The following is a 15451-nucleotide window of genomic DNA, read 5'->3' as shown; positions in this document are numbered from 1 at the left end:
GCTACAGCAATGACTGTAACTGCCAGGAATGATGACACTCACGCCACACCTATCGCGCCGGCGGGTTCTCGCCCAGGGGCACCACGGCCATGGTCAGGCGCGACACACAACTGGCCTTGCCCTCGTCACTGGTCAGGCGGATGTCCCAGACATGGGTGGTGCGCCCGATATGGATCGCCCGGGCCACCGCCGTTACCCGCCCGGAACGCAGGCCACGCAGGTGGTTGGCGTTGATTTCCAGGCCCACGCAATAGAACTTGCTGGCGTCGATGCACAGGTAGCTGGCCATGGAGCCGACCGTTTCGGCCAACACCACCGAGGCCCCACCGTGCAGCAAGCCATAGGGTTGATGGGTGCGGTGGTCGATCACCATGCTGGCGGTCAGGGACTGGTCGTCGAAGGTCTCGAAACGGATATCCAGCACTTCACCAATGGTGTTTTTCTGGATGGCATTGAGTTGCTCGATATTGGGGAGGGTGCGCCACAGGCTCATTGCAGTGTCCTTGTTGATTTTATTTGGGTGCTCAATCCTGCCACAGCACTGCCTCGGAACGTGCGCTCCAGGCCTGGAACTGTGGGCCGTAGGTTGACTCGATCACGTTGCGCTTGATCTTCAGGGTCGGTGTCAGAAAGCCGTTTTCCACGGCCCAACTGTCTTTCACCACCACCAGTTGACGCAAGCGCTCATGTTTATCCAGCACCTGGTTGACCTCTTCCAGCAGGCGCTCCAGGCTGCCATGCAAAGATTGCCGGGCCTCGCCGGCGGCCTCCTGCTGGCCCACTGCAGACAGCACGCACAAACCCATCGGCGCGCTCAGGCCATCACCCACCACACACACCTGTTCAATACGCCCGTGCTCCGCCAGGCGGTTTTCGATGGGGGCCGGGGCGACGTACTTGCCCTTGCTGGTCTTGAAGATCTCCTTGAGCCGCCCGGTCAGGCGCAGGCGGCCTTCGGCATCCTGCTCGCCCTTGTCGCCGGTACGCAGGAAGCCGTCTTCGGTGAGGGTCTCGGCAGTCTTCTGCGGGTCCTTGAAGTAACCGAGCATGGTCGCGCCGCTGCGCACCTGGACTTCACCGGCCGGGTCAATGCGCACCTCCACGTCCGGGCACGGCAGGCCGATCCAGCCAATCTTCTGCTGGCCGGGGCGACAGACATGGGAATAACCACAGCTTTCGGTCATGCCATACACCTCCAGCACATCCAGGCCCAGGCGCAGGTACCAGCGTAGCAACGCCTCAGGCACCGGCGCCGCGCCGGACAGGGCCACCCGCACGGCGTCCAGGCCAAGCCCGGCGAGCACCTTGCGCCCGACGCGCTTGCCGATAAATGGCAGGCGCAATAGCAGCTCCAGGCGTTTTTCCGGGATTTTGCCGTACACCCCCATCTGGAACTTGGTCCAGATCCGTGGCACGCCAAACAAGGCCGTGGGCCGGGCGCGTTGCAGGTCGGTGAGGAAGGTGTCGAGGCTTTCGGCAAAAAACACCGTTTGCCCGGTGTAGATCGCAGCCATCTCGACAAACATGCGCTCGGCCACATGGCACAGCGGCAGGTAGGACAGCAGCCGGTCGCCCTCCCCCAGGCCGAACAGCTCGGTGCCTCGGGTTGCCGCAAACGCCAGGGCGCCGAAGGTGTGCATCACGCCTTTGGGCAGGCCGGTAGTGCCGGAGGTGTAAATGATGGTGGCCAGGTCAGTGGCAGCCGGCGCCGGGTCATCCTGGATCGGTGAGCAGGCCTGCAGGTCGGCCCAAGTGAAGTCGAACGGGCCCTCAGGGCACAGCGGCAGGCTGATGGTCGCAAGCCCGGCCTTGATGCCTGGGGCCATGGCCGGCCAGTCGTCGAGCTTGCCGATAAACACCAACGCCGCCTCGGAGTGCTCCAGCACGTGGGCCACGGAATCGGCGGTGAGGTTGGGGTACAGCGGCACCGAGACATGCCCGGCCATCCAGATCGCCAGGTCGGCGATAATCCAGTGCGCGCAGTTTTTCGAGATCAGGGCAATGTGCGAGCCCTGGGGCAACTCCCGTGCCCGCAGCCAATGGGCGGCGCAACGGGCCTGGTGGCCGACCTCGCCCCAGGTAAGGGTCTGCACCTCGCCGCCACCCGTGGGCTGGACCAGGAAGCGCTGGCGCGGATGGCGCGCCTCACGTTCAAAGAAGACCTGCAGCGGCAAACGAAAAGCGACAGACATGGGACGCGCTCCTGTGTGTTCCGATGGTAGCCAACCAAGCACTTGCTTGGTGGACTATTCCATGCACACAGGAGCACTGCAAGTCGCTTGCGGGCAGAACGCAATCAAACTGTGGGAAAGGGCTTGTGTGGGAGCGGGCTTGCTCGCGAATGCGGAGTGTCAGCCAATACATTCATTGACTGATGCACCGCATTCGCGAGCAAGCCCGCTCCCACAGTTGATTGTGTTGTGCCTTAAAAATCAGGGGTTTTTCACGCTGTTGAGGCTCATCAGCCCCGCCAGCGGGAAGTCCCCTTCCAGCTCCGCCAGGCTGGCGGTGTGCATCGGTTGCGGCTGGCGCTGGTGCCCGTGCTGCAAAAAGCTGATCAGGTTGCCCACCAAAGGCTGATGGCTGACCAGCAGCACATTGTCATCGGTGTCGAGTTTTTCCAGCACTTGCAGGGGGTTGCCGTCCGGCGTCAGCCACGACACGGTGCGGATTTCTGGCACAAACCCCAACGCCTCGCGCACCAACTGGGCAGTCTGTTGCGCCCGCACATAAGGGCTGGCGATGATCGCGCTGATGGGCTGGCCGATCAGGTGTGCGGCGCTGTGCAGCACTTCTTCGCGGCCACGCTCGGTCAGGTTGCGCTGGGCATCGCTGGGTGCATGGGACTCGGCTTCACCGTGGCGCAACACCCACAGCTTCATAGCTTGGGCTCCTCATCGCGCACCGGGTGCGGGGCTGGCGGCACGCTGTGGGCGGCTTCGCCTTCCGGGGCGCGCGGGGTTGGCCAATCAGCAAAGGGCCAGGGTTTCTGCTCACTGTGGAAACTGCCAAAACGGCCAATCTGCGCGAGGAACTGGCTGAGGCTGTCGCCAAAGTTCATCAGGCCCAGGTTCGGTGCGCCGTAGATCAGGCGGTAGATCAATTGCACCACCACCAACGCCCCGAGGATGAACTGCGCTACTTGCCAGACCAGGGCAAACACCAGCATCCACAGGATGCGCAGGGCAATGGATTCATACTTGGGTGCTGCTTTCGGATCGTTCATCGCGGGTTCCTCAGTTGAAACCACTGGTGGAAATAAAGTCGACATCAGTCTTGGGCTCGGCACGCATCAGCAACTCGATGACCTGGTTCAAGGTGCGCCCTTCGAACAGGATCGCGTGCAGGCCGGCGACCAACGGCATATAGACCCCGGTTTCCTGGGCCTTGGCCTTCAGTACTTTGAGAGTATTGACCCCTTCGGCCACTTCACCCAGGCGGGTGACGGCATCTTCCAGGCTCAGGCCCTGGCCCAGGGCGAAACCGACCTGATAGTTGCGGCTTTTCGGTGACGAACAGGTGACGATCAAGTCGCCCACCCCGGCCAGGCCGAGGAAGGTCATGGGGTTGGCGCCCTGGTTGACCGCAAAGCGGGTCATTTCCGCCAGGGCACGGGTAATCAGCATGCTCTTGGTGTTTTCCCCCATGCCCAGGGCCACCGCCATGCCGGCGATGATGGCGTAGACGTTTTTCAACGCGCCGCCCAGTTCTACGCCAAAGCGGTCAGCACTGGCATAGACACGGAAGGTACGGCCATGCAGCACGGCCTGCACCTGTTCGCACAAGGCCTCGTCTTCACTGGCGACCACCGTCGCGGTCAAGGCATGTTCGGCCACTTCCCGCGCCAGGTTCGGCCCGGAGAGCACACCAATGCGCGCCTGGGGCGCGATTTCTTCGAGGATTTCGCTCATCAGCTTGAAGGTCTGGGCCTCGATACCTTTGGTCAAGCTGACCAGCATCTTGCCCGCCAGCCGCTCGGCATGGGGCGCCAGCACCGAGCGCAGGGCACTGGAGGGCAGCGCAACGAAGCACAGGTCGCAGTCATCCAGGGTGGCCTGCAGGTCCGTGACCGGTGTGACCGCAGCGTGAATCTTGATGCCCTTGAGGTAACGGGGGTTTTCGCGGTTGACCCGGATGGCCTCGGCCTGTTCGGGATCGCGCATCCACTGGCGCACCTGATGGCCGTTTTCGGCCAGCAGATTAGCCACGGCGGTACCAAAACTTCCGCCTCCCAGGACCGCAATTGGGCGCTTTTCAGTCATATGCAATCCGTTAATCCATAAGCAGTGGCGATGGCGGCATTATACGGGCCGGCCAGACGGCGACCAGCCCTTCTGTGTTTTCCGCATTTGTCGGAAAATGGCCGAATAGACCACAGTAATTGCGATGGTGCCGACTGGCAAAAGCGCCCGCCTCAGTTAACATGGGCGGCTATCCGCAATTATCAAGGCCGTGCCGTGTATTTGGGCCCTCCTCCTCGTTCATCTCTGTTTCTGGCGCTATTGGTCAGCACGCCGTTGCTGGCCGACGATCTGTTCCTCGACAACCAGCCACTGCCCCAGGTCCTGACGGCGACCCGACTCAAGCAGTCGGCCGCCGCGGTACCTGGCAGCATGACGGTGATCGACAGCGAACTGATCAAGGCCAGCGGCGCTCGGGATATCGCCGAGTTGCTGCGCCTGGTGCCGGGGATGATGGTGGGCTACACCTCGGGCAACCAGGCTGCCGTCAACTATCACGGCACCAACGCCAGCGAAGCGCGGCGCATGCAGGTGCTGATCGACGGCCGCTCGGTGTACCGCGCCGGCCTGGCCACGGTGGACTGGAGCGATATTCCGGTGGCCATGGAGGATATCGAGCGGATCGAGGTGTTCCGTGGGCCCAATACCGTCAGCTACGGCGCCAATGCGCTGATGGCGGTGGTCAATATCCTCACCCGCTCGCCGGCCAACAGCCAGGGCACTCGGATGAAAATGATCCGGGGCGAGCGCGGGATCAACGATTGGTATGCCAGCCAGGGCCTGGGCTGGGACACCGGCAACCTGCGGCTGTCGCTGTCCGGGCAGCAGGATGACGGCTTTGACAGCAACCGCGTGGGTGCCGACTACCGCGACAGCCGGCGCCTGAGCCGCTTCAGCCTGAAGGTCAGCCAGACCCTCGACCAGCAGCAAAGCATCGACTGGCAGATCAACGCCAAGGAAGGGACCAACCAGCGGCCATACACCTACAAGCCGGTATTTGCCGGGATTACCGATGGCGGTACCGATTCCGACGTCAGCGCCAAGGACTACGCCGCCTCCCTGCGCTGGAACTTCGATTTCAATCCCGACCACAGCCTGTATATCCAGGGCTCGGCGCAGCAATGGGATCGCCGGCAGATCTGGAAAGCCTGTGATGCCAAGGTCTCGTTCAGCCCGCAGTTGACGCAACTGTGGCAAATGAACCCCAACTACGCTGAAAAGTTGGCGCGGCACATAAAGGATTTTGAAAACGGCAGCCCACCACCCGGCTCCCCTGCCGAGCAGGCATTGGCCGAAGAAGTCCTGAAACAGTGGAATAACGGCGGCAAGGAAAGTGTCTGCGGCAATATCGACCAAAGCACCAAGGAAAGCCGCTACGACCTGGAAGTGCAGGACACCCTGAGCCTGTCCGACAGCCTGCGCCTGGTCAGCGGCATGAATTACCGCTACGACCGCGCCGACTCCGACACCTACTTCAATGGCCGGCTGGACGACACCACCTGGCGCCTGTTCGGCCACCTCGAATGGCGCGCCAGCGAACACTGGCTGTTGCAGGGCGGGGCGATGTATGAAAACACCCAACTGAGCGATAGCTCGCTGACGCCCAGGGTCGCGATCAACTACCTGATCAACCCGCGCCACGGGCTGCGGGCGGTGTACTCCGAAGCCATCCGCTCGCCGGACATGTTCGAGAACAACGTCAATTGGAGCTATAAGGTCACCAACCTCAGTTCCCCCACCTACGGGCAGAACTCCGGCCAGTATTTCGTCAAGACCCGGGGCCCGGGCAACCTCGACAAGGAACTGATGCGCTCCCGGGAACTGGGCTATAACGGCTTTTTTGCGGATTTCGGGCTGAACCTCGACATCAAGCTGTTCTATGACGAAATCACCGGCATGATCAGCGAGCCCCTGCGCAATAACCAGTACATCGCCAGCAACAGTAACAGCTCGCGGTTTACCGGCACCGAAACCCAGCTGGACTGGCACCTGAGTGCCGCCGACCGCCTGCGCCTGACCTATGCTTACGTGGATGCCCACGCCAGCAACGCGCTGGACCGGCAACAGACTGCGCGAAACAGCGGCTCGGCCGGCTGGATGCGCGAGTGGGGGCAAGGCTGGTCCAGCGCGCTGTTCTATTATGGCAACGACGCACTCAACCAATATCGCTTTGAACGGGTCGATATGCGGGTCGCCAAACGCATCGCCCTGGGCAAGGCCAACCTGGAGCTGGCCGGCATGCTGCAACAACGCCTCGACCGCCAGCCCACTACCCATGTCGACAATAACTACGACCAGCGCCATGTCCTCTACTTCAGCGCGGAGTTAGAGTTCTGACATGAACCCTGCCCAGTCAAGGATGACCGCCCTCTTCGGCGCCAGGTTCTGGCGCCGCTGCCTGCTGCTCGTCAGCCTGGCATTGGCCGTGCCCGCGTGGAGCGCCGAAATCCTACTGACCGCCGCCGAGGATGGACCCGGCGTGCAGGCATTCACCCAGGCCCTGCGCGAACAGCGCCCCGCCGATAGCGTCACCTTCAAGGCCCTGCAAGACATGCCCGCCCCCGGCCAATTACCGACCAGCACCCGCCTGATCCTGCTGGATCTGCCGAGCCTCGACTGGCGCCTGCAGGCCCCCCAGGGCCCGGCCACCCTGGTGCTGCGCATCAGTCGCCTGCAAGCCCGCGAGCGCCTGGGCAGCCATGTGCCCGGCAAGATCAGCCTGCTGTGGAGCGATCCGCCCCTGGACCGGCAGCTGCGCCTGATCGCCAATATCCTGCCCCAGGCCCGGCGCATTGGCGTGCTGTACGGTAGCGACAGCGAATTCCTGCTGCCGGAACTGCGCCAGCATGCCGCAGCTCTGGACCTGGAAATCGTCGCCCAGCACTGGGACAACATTAATGACAGCCGCCCGCTGCTCAGCCTGTTTAAAAGCAGCGATGTATTGCTGGGGCTGGATGATCCCCAACTGTACAACCCGAAAACCGTGAAAAACCTGCTGTTGAGCAGCTACGCCAGACAACTGCCACTGATCGGTCCCAATGCCGGCTTCGTGCGGGCGGGCAGTCTGGCCAGTACCTACAGCGATCAGGCCGACTGGTTGAATGTGCTTGACCGCCTGCTCGATCACGCGCCGGCCGCCTGGCCGCGCTCGCTGTACCCGGAACACTTTAAAGTCGTGGGCAACCCGCAAGTGGCGCGCTCGCTGGGGATCGAAGTGGTGGACGAGACCACCGTCGCAACCCGATTGGCCGAAGGGGAAAAACACCCATGACCTTGGTTCGCCGCTGGGATATCAACACCCGCACCCAGATCATCACCCTGGGCCCGGCCCTGTTACTGACGCTGCTACTGATCAGCTTCTTTACCTTCGTGCGGATCCAGGACTTGCGCCAGGAACTGGACCACACCGGCCAACTGATCGCCAACCAGTTGGCCCCGGCCACCGAGTACGGGGTGATCTCCGGCAACAATGACGTGCTCGACAGCCTGCTGCGGGCGACGCTGGCCACGCCCCATGTGCGTTTCCTGGAAATCCAGGACAGCGCGGAAAACATCCTGGTGTATGTCGAGCAGCCGTCGGAAAAGCATGACCGTTCGCTGTCGGTGAAAGTCTTCCAGGCGCCGATTCGCCTGCAGCATATCCAGCTGGGCAACGATTTTTTCCAGGACAGCACCGCGCAACCCAAGGCGCCACGGGCCGACTATCTGGGGCGGGTGATTGTCGGCATGTCCAATGACGCCTTCAGCCAGCGCCAACAGGAAATCCTCTTCAAGGCCGGGATCCTCGCGCTGTTTGCCCTACTGTTCACCTTCCTCCTGGCGCGCCGCCTGGCCTCCAGCCTGTCGCAACCGATCAGCGCCATGGGCCATGCGGTCAAGGCAATCCAGCAGGGTGATTACAAGACCCCGCTGCCGATTGTCGACGACTCCGAGTTGGGCGACCTGTCACGGCATATCAACAACCTTGCCGAAGGCCTGCACCATGCCAGTCGCGAACAGCAGCAGGCCATGGCCCAGTTGATCCAGACGCGTGAGGAAGCCGAGCGCGCCAACAGCGCCAAATCCGACTTCCTGGCGATGATGAGCCATGAACTGCGCACGCCGATGAATGGCGTACTGGGCATGCTGCAACTGCTCGAAACCACCGCCATGACCGACGAGCAGACCGAGTACGCCGCGCTGGCCTCGGAGTCCACCGAACACTTGCTCAAAGTCATCAACGATATTCTCGATTTCTCGCGTATCGAACGCTCGGCCCTGGAGCTTGAGCATATTCCGTTCAACCTGGTGGACCTGATCAACAGCTGCGCCCAGGCCTTCCAGCACAGCGCCATACAGCGCGGGCTGGTCCTGGAGTTGCCGATCCCGCCGGGCATGGAAGCGCTGCGCGTGCAGGGCGACCCGACGCGGATCCGGCAGATCCTGGTGAACCTGATCGGTAATGCGCTGAAATTCACCGAACAAGGCACGGTCAGCGTCGAGCCGAACTGGCAGACCCTGGACCACGAACTGCTGTGGTTCACCTGCACCGTGCGCGACACCGGGATTGGTATTTCGGCCGAGCGCCTGGAACTGATGTTCGACGCCTTTCAACAGGCGGACAGCTCTATCTCCAGGCGTTACGGCGGCACCGGCCTGGGCCTGCCGATTGCCCGGACCCTGGCCGAGCGCATGGGTGGCACCTTGCGCGCCCAGAGCGAGGAAGGCCTGGGATCGGTGTTTACCCTGGAAATTCCCCTGGCGATCTGCCAGCAGAGCCTGCCGCAGATTGCTCCGGACGCGCAGCACAAAGCCGGCGCCGGTGAAGGCCGCCATGTGTTGCTGGTGGAGGACAACCCGGTCAACCGCACCGTGGTGCAAGCCATGCTGCGTAGCCTGGGGTTTGAGGTGAGCGTCGCCACCGACGGCGCCGAAGCGATCCGCAGTGCCGAAAGCCTGATCTTCACCGCGATCCTGATGGATTGCCGGCTGCCGGTGATCGACGGTTATGACGCCACCCGCCAGATCCGCCAATTGCCCGGCTGCACCGACCTGCCGATCATTGCCCTGACGGCCAATGCGTTACAGGGTGATCGCGAAGCCTGCCTGGCCGCCGGAATGAACGATTACCTGGCCAAGCCGTTCAAACGCACGGATTTGCAGCAAATCCTACAGCGCTGGGTGCATTAGATGGGCAGCATCAGCCAACTGCGACTGGCGTGAAAGACGAAAGTGCGGCAGTCTTAGGCACCCGAGCGGGCCTATAAATGAGTCCGGTTTAAAATTTCAGTGCACAAGTGTACATTCATGTCCTTGATGCTGTGACTTTCACTACAACGCAATAGTCTACCTGTAGGCTGCCGACGTGAGGCAAGCACGCTTCAGTCGGTCGGGAAGATTTACCCGGCCCTGCCGCATGGGATTATTGAGGAGCTCGCATGACCAAACAAAACGCCTTTACCCGGGAAGACCTGCTGCGCTGCAGTCGCGGTGAGCTGTTCGGCCCAGGTAACGCGCAACTGCCCGCCCCCAACATGCTGATGGTGGATCGCATCACCCTTATCAGCGAAGAGGGTGGCAAGTACGGCAAAGGTGAATTGGTCGCCGAGCTGGATATCACCCCGGACCTGTGGTTCTTCGCCTGCCATTTCGAAGGTGACCCGGTGATGCCGGGCTGCCTGGGCCTTGATGCCATGTGGCAGCTGGTCGGCTTTTTCCTCGGCTGGCAAGGCCTGCCAGGCCGCGGTCGTGCCCTGGGTTCGGGCGAAGTGAAGTTCTTTGGCCAGGTCCTGCCGACCGCCAAGAAAGTCACCTATAACATTCAAATCAAGCGCGTCCTCAAGGGCAAGCTGAACCTGGCCATCGCCGATGGTTCGGTGAGCGTCGACGGTCGCGAGATCTATACCGCCGAAGGCCTTCGCGTCGGCGTGTTCACTTCCACTGACAACTTTTAAGGGTTATCCGCATGCGCCGCGTCGTTATCACTGGTCTGGGCATCGTTTCGTGCCTGGGCAATGACAAAGAGACCGTCTCCGCTAACCTGCGTGCAAGTCGCCCTGGCATCCGCTTCAACCCGGAATATGCCGAAATGGGTCTGCGTAGCCAGGTTTCCGGCTCCATCGACCTTCCCCTCGAAGAACTGATTGATCGCAAGATCTATCGCTTCGTTGGCCATGCCGCAGCTTATGCCTACCTGGCCATGAAAGACGCGATTGCCGACTCCGGCCTGAGCGACGACCAGGTGTCCAACGTCCGCACCGGCCTGATCGCCGGCTCCGGCGGCGCGTCGACCTTGAACCAGATGGAAGCGCTGGACATCCTGCGCGAGAAAGGCGTCAAGCGCGTTGGCCCGTACCGCGTCACGCGGACCATGGGCAGCACCGTTTCCGCGTGCCTGGCCACGCCCTTCCAGATCAAGGGCGTGAACTACTCGATCTCCTCCGCCTGCGCCACCAGTGCTCACTGCATTGGCACTGCGGTCGAGCAGATCCAGTTGGGCAAGCAGGACATCGTGTTCGCCGGTGGCGGTGAAGAAGAGCACTGGAGCCAATCGTTCCTGTTCGACGCCATGGGTGCACTGTCCACCCAGTACAACGAAACCCCGGAAAAAGCCTCCCGTGCCTACGACGCCAAGCGTGACGGTTTCGTCATCGCCGGCGGTGGCGGCATGGTGGTGGTCGAGGAGCTGGAACACGCTCTGGCCCGTGGCGCGAAGATCTACGCGGAAATCGTCGGCTACGGCGCGACTTCCGACGGCTATGACATGGTCGCGCCAAGCGGCGAAGGTGCCATCCGCTGCATGCAGATGGCCATGGCCACCGTTGATACCCCAATCGACTACCTGAACACCCATGGCACCTCCACTCCGGTGGGCGATGCCAAGGAAATGGAAGGCGTGCGTGCGGTATTCGGCGACAAGGCTCCGGCCATCAGCTCCACCAAGAGCCTGTCGGGTCACTCCCTGGGCGCCGCAGGCGTTCACGAAGCGATCTACTGCCTGCTGATGATGGAAGGCAACTTCATGGCCGGCTCCGCCAACATCGACGAGCTGGACCCAGCCGTTGCCGATATGCCGATCCTGACCAAGACCCGTGAAGATGCCACCATCAACACGGTCATGAGCAACAGCTTCGGCTTCGGTGGCACCAATGCCACCCTGGTGCTCAAGCGCTGGCAGGGTAAGTAATACCCCGCAGGTTGTGCTTATGAAAACGCCCCGACTGGTTCGGGGCGTTTTTTATGGGGTGGGGTTAACTTTAGACCGCGTCGCTTTCATCGCAGGCAAGCCAGCTCCCACATTGATCGCATTCCAACTCGGTCGGGTATGGGCTTGCCTGCGATGGCGACCTTCAGCCCTACACCGAAAACCGCGCCACCATGGTGTTCAGATCCACCGCCAAGCGCGATAACTCCTGGCTCGCCGCACTGGTTTGATTCGCCCCTGCCGACGTCTGCATCGACAGGTCGCGGATGTTCATCAGGTTGCGATCCACCTCCCGCGCCACCGCTGCCTGCTGCTCCGAGGCGCTGGCAATCACCAGGTTGCGCTCGTTGATCAGGGTAAACGCCGAGGCAATCTCCTCCAACGCCGTGCCCGCAGACTTGGCAATCTCCAGGGTCGCACGCGCCCGGCCATTACTTTGCTGCATGGAACTGACCGCCTGATCGGTACCCTGCTGAATCCCGCCGATCATCTGCTCGATTTCCTGGGTCGATTGCTGGGTGCGATGGGCCAAGGCCCGCACTTCATCGGCGACCACCGCAAAACCACGCCCGGCCTCGCCGGCCCGCGCCGCCTCGATCGCCGCATTCAACGCCAGCAGATTGGTCTGCTCGGCAATGGAGCGGATCACATCCAATACCTTGCTGATGCCGTACACCTTCTGCGCCAAGTCCTCGACCTGGGTGGCATTGGCGGTCACGTCGTCGGCCAGGGACTCAATCGACAGCACCGTCTGGTGTACCTGTTCGCGCCCGTGCTGGGCAATACGATCGGATTCGCGCGAGGCCTGTGAGGTAGCTACCGCGTTACTGGCCACCTCCTCCACCGCCGCCGTCATCTGGTTGACCGCCGTGGCGGCCTGTTCGATTTCCTGGCTTTGCTGGTGCAGGCCACGGGTGGCGTCTTCGGTGACCGAACTGAGTTCCTCGGAAGCGGACGCCAGTTGGCTGGAGGACTGGGAAATACGCTGGATGGTCTCGCGCAGGTTTTCCTGCATGCTCTTGAGCGCCTGCTGCAGGCGCGCTGGCTCGTCCTTGCCGCTGACGGTGATCTCGCCGGTCAAGTCGCCGCTGGCCACCCCTTGGGCGACCCTCAGCGACTGCGCCAGTGGCGACACGATACTGCGGGTCAACAACACGGCCAGGCCGATGGTAATCAGCGCAGTCAGGGCAATCATGCCAATCACCCCTATTCGGGATTGACTGAACACTTGCTGGGCCAGTGCCGCCGCCTGATTGGCGCTGACCTTGTTGAGAGTGACCAGTTCGCCCAGGGTACCGGCCATGGTATCGGCCAGATGATTCATCTCGCCATTGACCACCTTGACCGCATCTTCCAACTGGTTCTGCCGGGACAACGCCATGACCTGCTCCTGGCGTTGCAGGTACTGTTGCTGCTCAACCTTGAAGCGGTCGAACAGTACCTGGTCCTCGGGCAGCACAATCAACGCTTCATACAGCAACTGCGCGGTGTGCAACTGCTTTTTGATTTCGAGGATTTTTTGCTCATTCTGCGCCACCGCCTGAGGGTCGCGATTGACCAGCAGGCGCAGGGTCAAAGCGCGTATGCGCAGCAGATCCTGACTCATTTCACCGGCCGCCATCACACTGGGCAGCCAGTTGGTTTCCACCTGGTCGGACTGCTCGCGCATATTGGCCATTTGCAGCAAGGCGAACCCGCCCAGCACAAACACCATCAACGCCAACAATCCAAAACCCAAGCCTGCACGCGGAGCGATATTGAGACTTCTGATACTCATTGCGCTGATTCCTTTCAAGAGCGCTGCATCCACCTGCAGCGAGTTGCTCTTGAAAGGTATCGGCGTCTTCGGCTTTTTGCGTAAGACGAAAACGCGATATCAAAACGCCTTTATCTACTGAGTCTATTAGTGTAGCGATTCAGCGCACAGTAAAGCTCTTCTGGGTCAGCAGGCGATCACCCTGGAACACCATGAACCGCCACTCGCCCGGCACCACTTCGTGGCTTTCGGTGAACTCGTAGGCCATCACGTCCTGAGGCGCACCGGGCACCAGTTTCTGGGTCACTTCGAACTTGTCATGCCGCTGGCCATCAGCCGTGCGAATGCCTGGGGTGAAGTAGAGCAAGGTCAGCGGCGTGTCTTCGGCCACCTTGCCGAGCAACTGGTAACGCAGGCCAAACTTGGTCCCCAGCTTGGCCGGCACTACGGTGGTGGCCTGGATCTGCTCGTTGCTACGGCGCAACACGCGCTCGCCCGATTGCAGCTCGGCTTTCGGGCCTTCGAATACGCCGAATTCCACCGGGCCTTCGATACGGACTTCGGCACTGGCCAGGCCGCTGATCATCATCAATGCCGCCAGGGCGCTTAAACGGGTGAGGTGCATAGTGGGCTCCTTGAGTGAGATGGCGGGAGCTTATGACACCGGTATGACGGGACGATGACAAACCCGATCAACGCGCCTTGGGCAAAATCGCCAGGAAATTGTCCCGTGCGACTTTTCGCGCAACGTCTTCAGGCAAGGCATCGAGGAAGGGATTGAAGCTGCGCATCTCCTTACCCAACTTGTTGAACCGCCCTACTACATCAGACCCCAGCATAAAGCGCTCCGGGAAGCGCTCTACCAGCGCCAGCCATTGCGGACGGGGCTTTCCCGCCTCGTCCAGTAAATAAGGGGTGAGCACGCTCCAGGACAGGTCGATGTACAGGTTGGGATAAGCCTCCAGCATGCGGCTCAGGGTCGGCAACAGGAAGTCCAGCTGCGTCTGGTGCCGGTGGATCTCCATGCTGGTGCCGGCATGGGCCCAGATAAACCGGGTATGCGGATGATTACGCAGTGGCCCTTCGATCTCCGCCAGGTACAAGGGGTTGCGCTCGCGCTTGGAGGTGATGTTGGAGTGCACCAGCACCGGCAGGTCATTCTCGGCGGCCAGGTGATAGATCCGCGTCATGGCCTCGTTATTGGCCCGAGGTGTGTCACCGGAGGTCAGCGCAGTCAGGTCATCGTGGCGGGTGAAGACTTCGCCAATGCCCTGCCACAGCCCCGGATACAGGTCGAGCATGCGCTGGATATGCGCCTCGGAGTTCTTGTCGTTGGGGTTGAAGCCGCTGAGGAACGGGTGGAAATGCTGGCGCTGCTCGGGGGCCAGCTTGCTGACGGCTGCGGCGACGATTACATCGGTGGCGCTGTACCAGTAGGCATCCGCGTCATCTCCGGCGTAATAGCGTGGGCGCTTGGGTTCGTCTTCGTGCCACTTCTTCGCAACCGGGACGCCGGAAATCATCACATGCTCGATGCGATTATCGGCCATGGCCTTGAGCAGCTTGTCCATGCCGGCCGTCTCCTGGAAGAAGTCGACGTAATGCAGGTGCGCGTCGCTGTAGGCATAGTCGCGGGCTTGTACGGTAAGGCTGCTGGCGGCGAGCAACAGGGCAAGACTCAGGCGGGTCCAGGGCACGATACAACCTCAATAAGGGATTAGTCAGGTAGACCAGCGGCGGCCTGCCGGGGTTCAGCTGATAAAAATACGGAACACTCAGGTGCCAGCATGCTCTATAACTGCATGATCTTCATCCTGCCACCCTGTGAGGTTTACCATGCCTGTTATCGTTAATACGCTGAACACCGAGAACTTTCGCCATAGCGTCAACATCAATAACCATGAGCTGTTTACCGACCTGCCCAAGAGCCTGGGTGGCGACGACTCGGCGCCCTCGCCCCACGATTACTTCGACGCCGCGCTGGCCTCATGCAAGGCCCTGACCGTCAAGCTGTATGCGCAGAAAAAGGACATCCCCCTGACCGGCGTGACCGTGGAAGTCACCCACGACAGCACCGAGGAGCAAAAGGGCAAGTACAAGCTCAACGTCAAGCTGACCCTCAAGGGCGTGCTCACCGATGAGCAACGCACCGAGCTGCATCGCGTGGCCGACAAATGCCCGGTGCATAAACTGATGACCACCGCCGAGATCAGCATCGAGACCAAACTCGCCGAAGGTGCGTTCAGCCAGTAACACCGATTCCCTGCCTGG

General features: G+C 61.5%; 14 protein-coding genes. 6 read left to right on the top strand and 8 right to left on the bottom strand.

The window, feature by feature from the left end; genetic code table 11:
- Positions 1–49 precede the first annotated feature (49 nt).
- From HBR94_RS13720 to HBR94_RS13700, 5 genes are all read right to left on the bottom strand, one after another.
- Complete coding sequence (locus HBR94_RS13720; RefSeq protein WP_057438881.1) at positions 50–493, bottom strand: hotdog fold thioesterase; 444 nt, start codon at positions 491–493, stop codon at positions 50–52.
- A 31-nt stretch (positions 494–524) separates the two neighbouring features.
- A complete protein-coding gene (locus tag HBR94_RS13715) occupies positions 525–2192 on the bottom strand; it encodes an AMP-binding protein (protein ID WP_057958999.1) in 1668 nt (555 codons plus the stop codon).
- A 240-nt stretch (positions 2193–2432) separates the two neighbouring features.
- Entirely contained in the window at positions 2433–2882 is a 450-nt protein-coding gene (gene sixA, locus HBR94_RS13710) for a phosphohistidine phosphatase SixA (RefSeq protein WP_057438880.1), read from the bottom strand.
- The gene (locus tag HBR94_RS13705; protein ID WP_057438879.1) at positions 2879–3226 is read right to left on the bottom strand and encodes a DUF4389 domain-containing protein; all 348 of its coding nucleotides are present in this window, start codon (positions 3224–3226) and stop codon (positions 2879–2881) included. Before HBR94_RS13705 ends, sixA begins: the two co-directional genes overlap by 4 nt.
- A gap of 10 nt (positions 3227–3236) precedes the next feature.
- Positions 3237–4262: an NAD(P)H-dependent glycerol-3-phosphate dehydrogenase gene (locus HBR94_RS13700; RefSeq protein WP_170044979.1), complete on the bottom strand. Its 1026-nt coding sequence runs from the start codon at positions 4260–4262 to the stop codon at positions 3237–3239.
- 195 nt (positions 4263–4457) lie between these two features.
- Between HBR94_RS13700 and HBR94_RS13695 the strand changes: the two genes are divergently transcribed.
- From HBR94_RS13695 to fabB, 5 genes are all read left to right on the top strand, one after another.
- Positions 4458–6578, top strand: coding sequence for a TonB-dependent receptor (locus HBR94_RS13695; protein WP_057438877.1), 2121 nt, complete (start codon positions 4458–4460; stop codon positions 6576–6578).
- A gap of 1 nt (position 6579) precedes the next feature.
- Positions 6580–7512, top strand: coding sequence for an ABC transporter substrate-binding protein (locus HBR94_RS13690; protein ID WP_262383393.1), 933 nt, complete (start codon positions 6580–6582; stop codon positions 7510–7512).
- Positions 7509–9410 carry an ATP-binding protein gene (locus HBR94_RS13685; RefSeq protein ID WP_170044978.1) on the top strand — a complete coding sequence of 634 codons (1902 nt, stop codon included), beginning with the start codon at positions 7509–7511 and terminating at the stop codon, positions 9408–9410. The genes HBR94_RS13690 and HBR94_RS13685 overlap by 4 nt, the downstream gene beginning before the upstream one ends.
- Before the next feature lie 248 nt (positions 9411–9658).
- Complete coding sequence (fabA, locus tag HBR94_RS13680) at positions 9659–10174, top strand: 3-hydroxyacyl-[acyl-carrier-protein] dehydratase FabA (protein ID WP_057958993.1); 516 nt, start codon at positions 9659–9661, stop codon at positions 10172–10174.
- Positions 10175–10185: 11 nt separating this feature from the next.
- Positions 10186–11406, top strand: a complete 1221-nt coding sequence (gene fabB, locus HBR94_RS13675) for a beta-ketoacyl-ACP synthase I (protein WP_057438874.1) — start codon at positions 10186–10188, stop codon at positions 11404–11406.
- Between the two features lie 169 nt (positions 11407–11575).
- Here fabB and HBR94_RS13670 read toward each other — a convergent pair whose 3' ends face one another.
- The 3 genes from HBR94_RS13670 to HBR94_RS13660 form a co-directional block, all read right to left on the bottom strand.
- Positions 11576–13201 (bottom strand): methyl-accepting chemotaxis protein, encoded by a 1626-nt coding sequence (locus tag HBR94_RS13670; protein WP_170044977.1) that lies wholly within the window; start codon positions 13199–13201, stop codon positions 11576–11578.
- 139 nt (positions 13202–13340) lie between these two features.
- Positions 13341–13805, bottom strand: a complete 465-nt coding sequence (locus HBR94_RS13665; protein WP_057438872.1) for a DUF3859 domain-containing protein — start codon at positions 13803–13805, stop codon at positions 13341–13343.
- 67 nt (positions 13806–13872) lie between these two features.
- Positions 13873–14877: an amidohydrolase family protein gene (locus HBR94_RS13660; protein ID WP_115127695.1), complete on the bottom strand. Its 1005-nt coding sequence runs from the start codon at positions 14875–14877 to the stop codon at positions 13873–13875.
- Between the two features lie 139 nt (positions 14878–15016).
- On the opposite strand from HBR94_RS13660, the gene HBR94_RS13655 reads away from it, so the two are divergent.
- A complete protein-coding gene (locus tag HBR94_RS13655) occupies positions 15017–15433 on the top strand; it encodes an OsmC family protein (protein WP_057438871.1) in 417 nt (138 codons plus the stop codon).
- The last annotated feature ends 18 nt before the right edge of the window (positions 15434–15451 follow it).

Origin of the sequence: Pseudomonas sp. WS 5412 (assembly GCF_012985615.1) — a bacterium.
Classification (GTDB): domain Bacteria; phylum Pseudomonadota; class Gammaproteobacteria; order Pseudomonadales; family Pseudomonadaceae; genus Aquipseudomonas; species Aquipseudomonas shahriarae.
This window is presented reverse-complemented; position numbering and strand designations above follow the sequence as displayed.

Bases quoted from the DNA above. Each gene is read 5' to 3' on its own strand.
- HBR94_RS13670 (WP_170044977.1), bottom strand. From the start codon at position 13,201: ATGAGTATCAGAAGTCTCAATATCGCTCCGCGTGCAGGCTTGGGTTTT.
- HBR94_RS13720 (WP_057438881.1), bottom strand. From the start codon at position 493: ATGAGCCTGTGGCGCACCCTCCCCAATATCGAGCAACTCAATGCCATC.
- HBR94_RS13705 (WP_057438879.1), bottom strand. From the start codon at position 3,226: ATGAACGATCCGAAAGCAGCACCCAAGTATGAATCCATTGCCCTGCGC.
- fabA (WP_057958993.1), top strand. From the start codon at position 9,659: ATGACCAAACAAAACGCCTTTACCCGGGAAGACCTGCTGCGCTGCAGT.
- fabB (WP_057438874.1), top strand. From the start codon at position 10,186: ATGCGCCGCGTCGTTATCACTGGTCTGGGCATCGTTTCGTGCCTGGGC.
- sixA (WP_057438880.1), bottom strand. From the start codon at position 2,882: ATGAAGCTGTGGGTGTTGCGCCACGGTGAAGCCGAGTCCCATGCACCC.
- HBR94_RS13665 (WP_057438872.1), bottom strand. From the start codon at position 13,805: ATGCACCTCACCCGTTTAAGCGCCCTGGCGGCATTGATGATGATCAGC.
- HBR94_RS13700 (WP_170044979.1), bottom strand. From the start codon at position 4,262: ATGACTGAAAAGCGCCCAATTGCGGTCCTGGGAGGCGGAAGTTTTGGT.
- HBR94_RS13685 (WP_170044978.1), top strand. From the start codon at position 7,509: ATGACCTTGGTTCGCCGCTGGGATATCAACACCCGCACCCAGATCATC.
- HBR94_RS13715 (WP_057958999.1), bottom strand. From the start codon at position 2,192: ATGTCTGTCGCTTTTCGTTTGCCGCTGCAGGTCTTCTTTGAACGTGAG.
- HBR94_RS13690 (WP_262383393.1), top strand. From the start codon at position 6,580: ATGAACCCTGCCCAGTCAAGGATGACCGCCCTCTTCGGCGCCAGGTTC.
- HBR94_RS13655 (WP_057438871.1), top strand. From the start codon at position 15,017: ATGCCTGTTATCGTTAATACGCTGAACACCGAGAACTTTCGCCATAGC.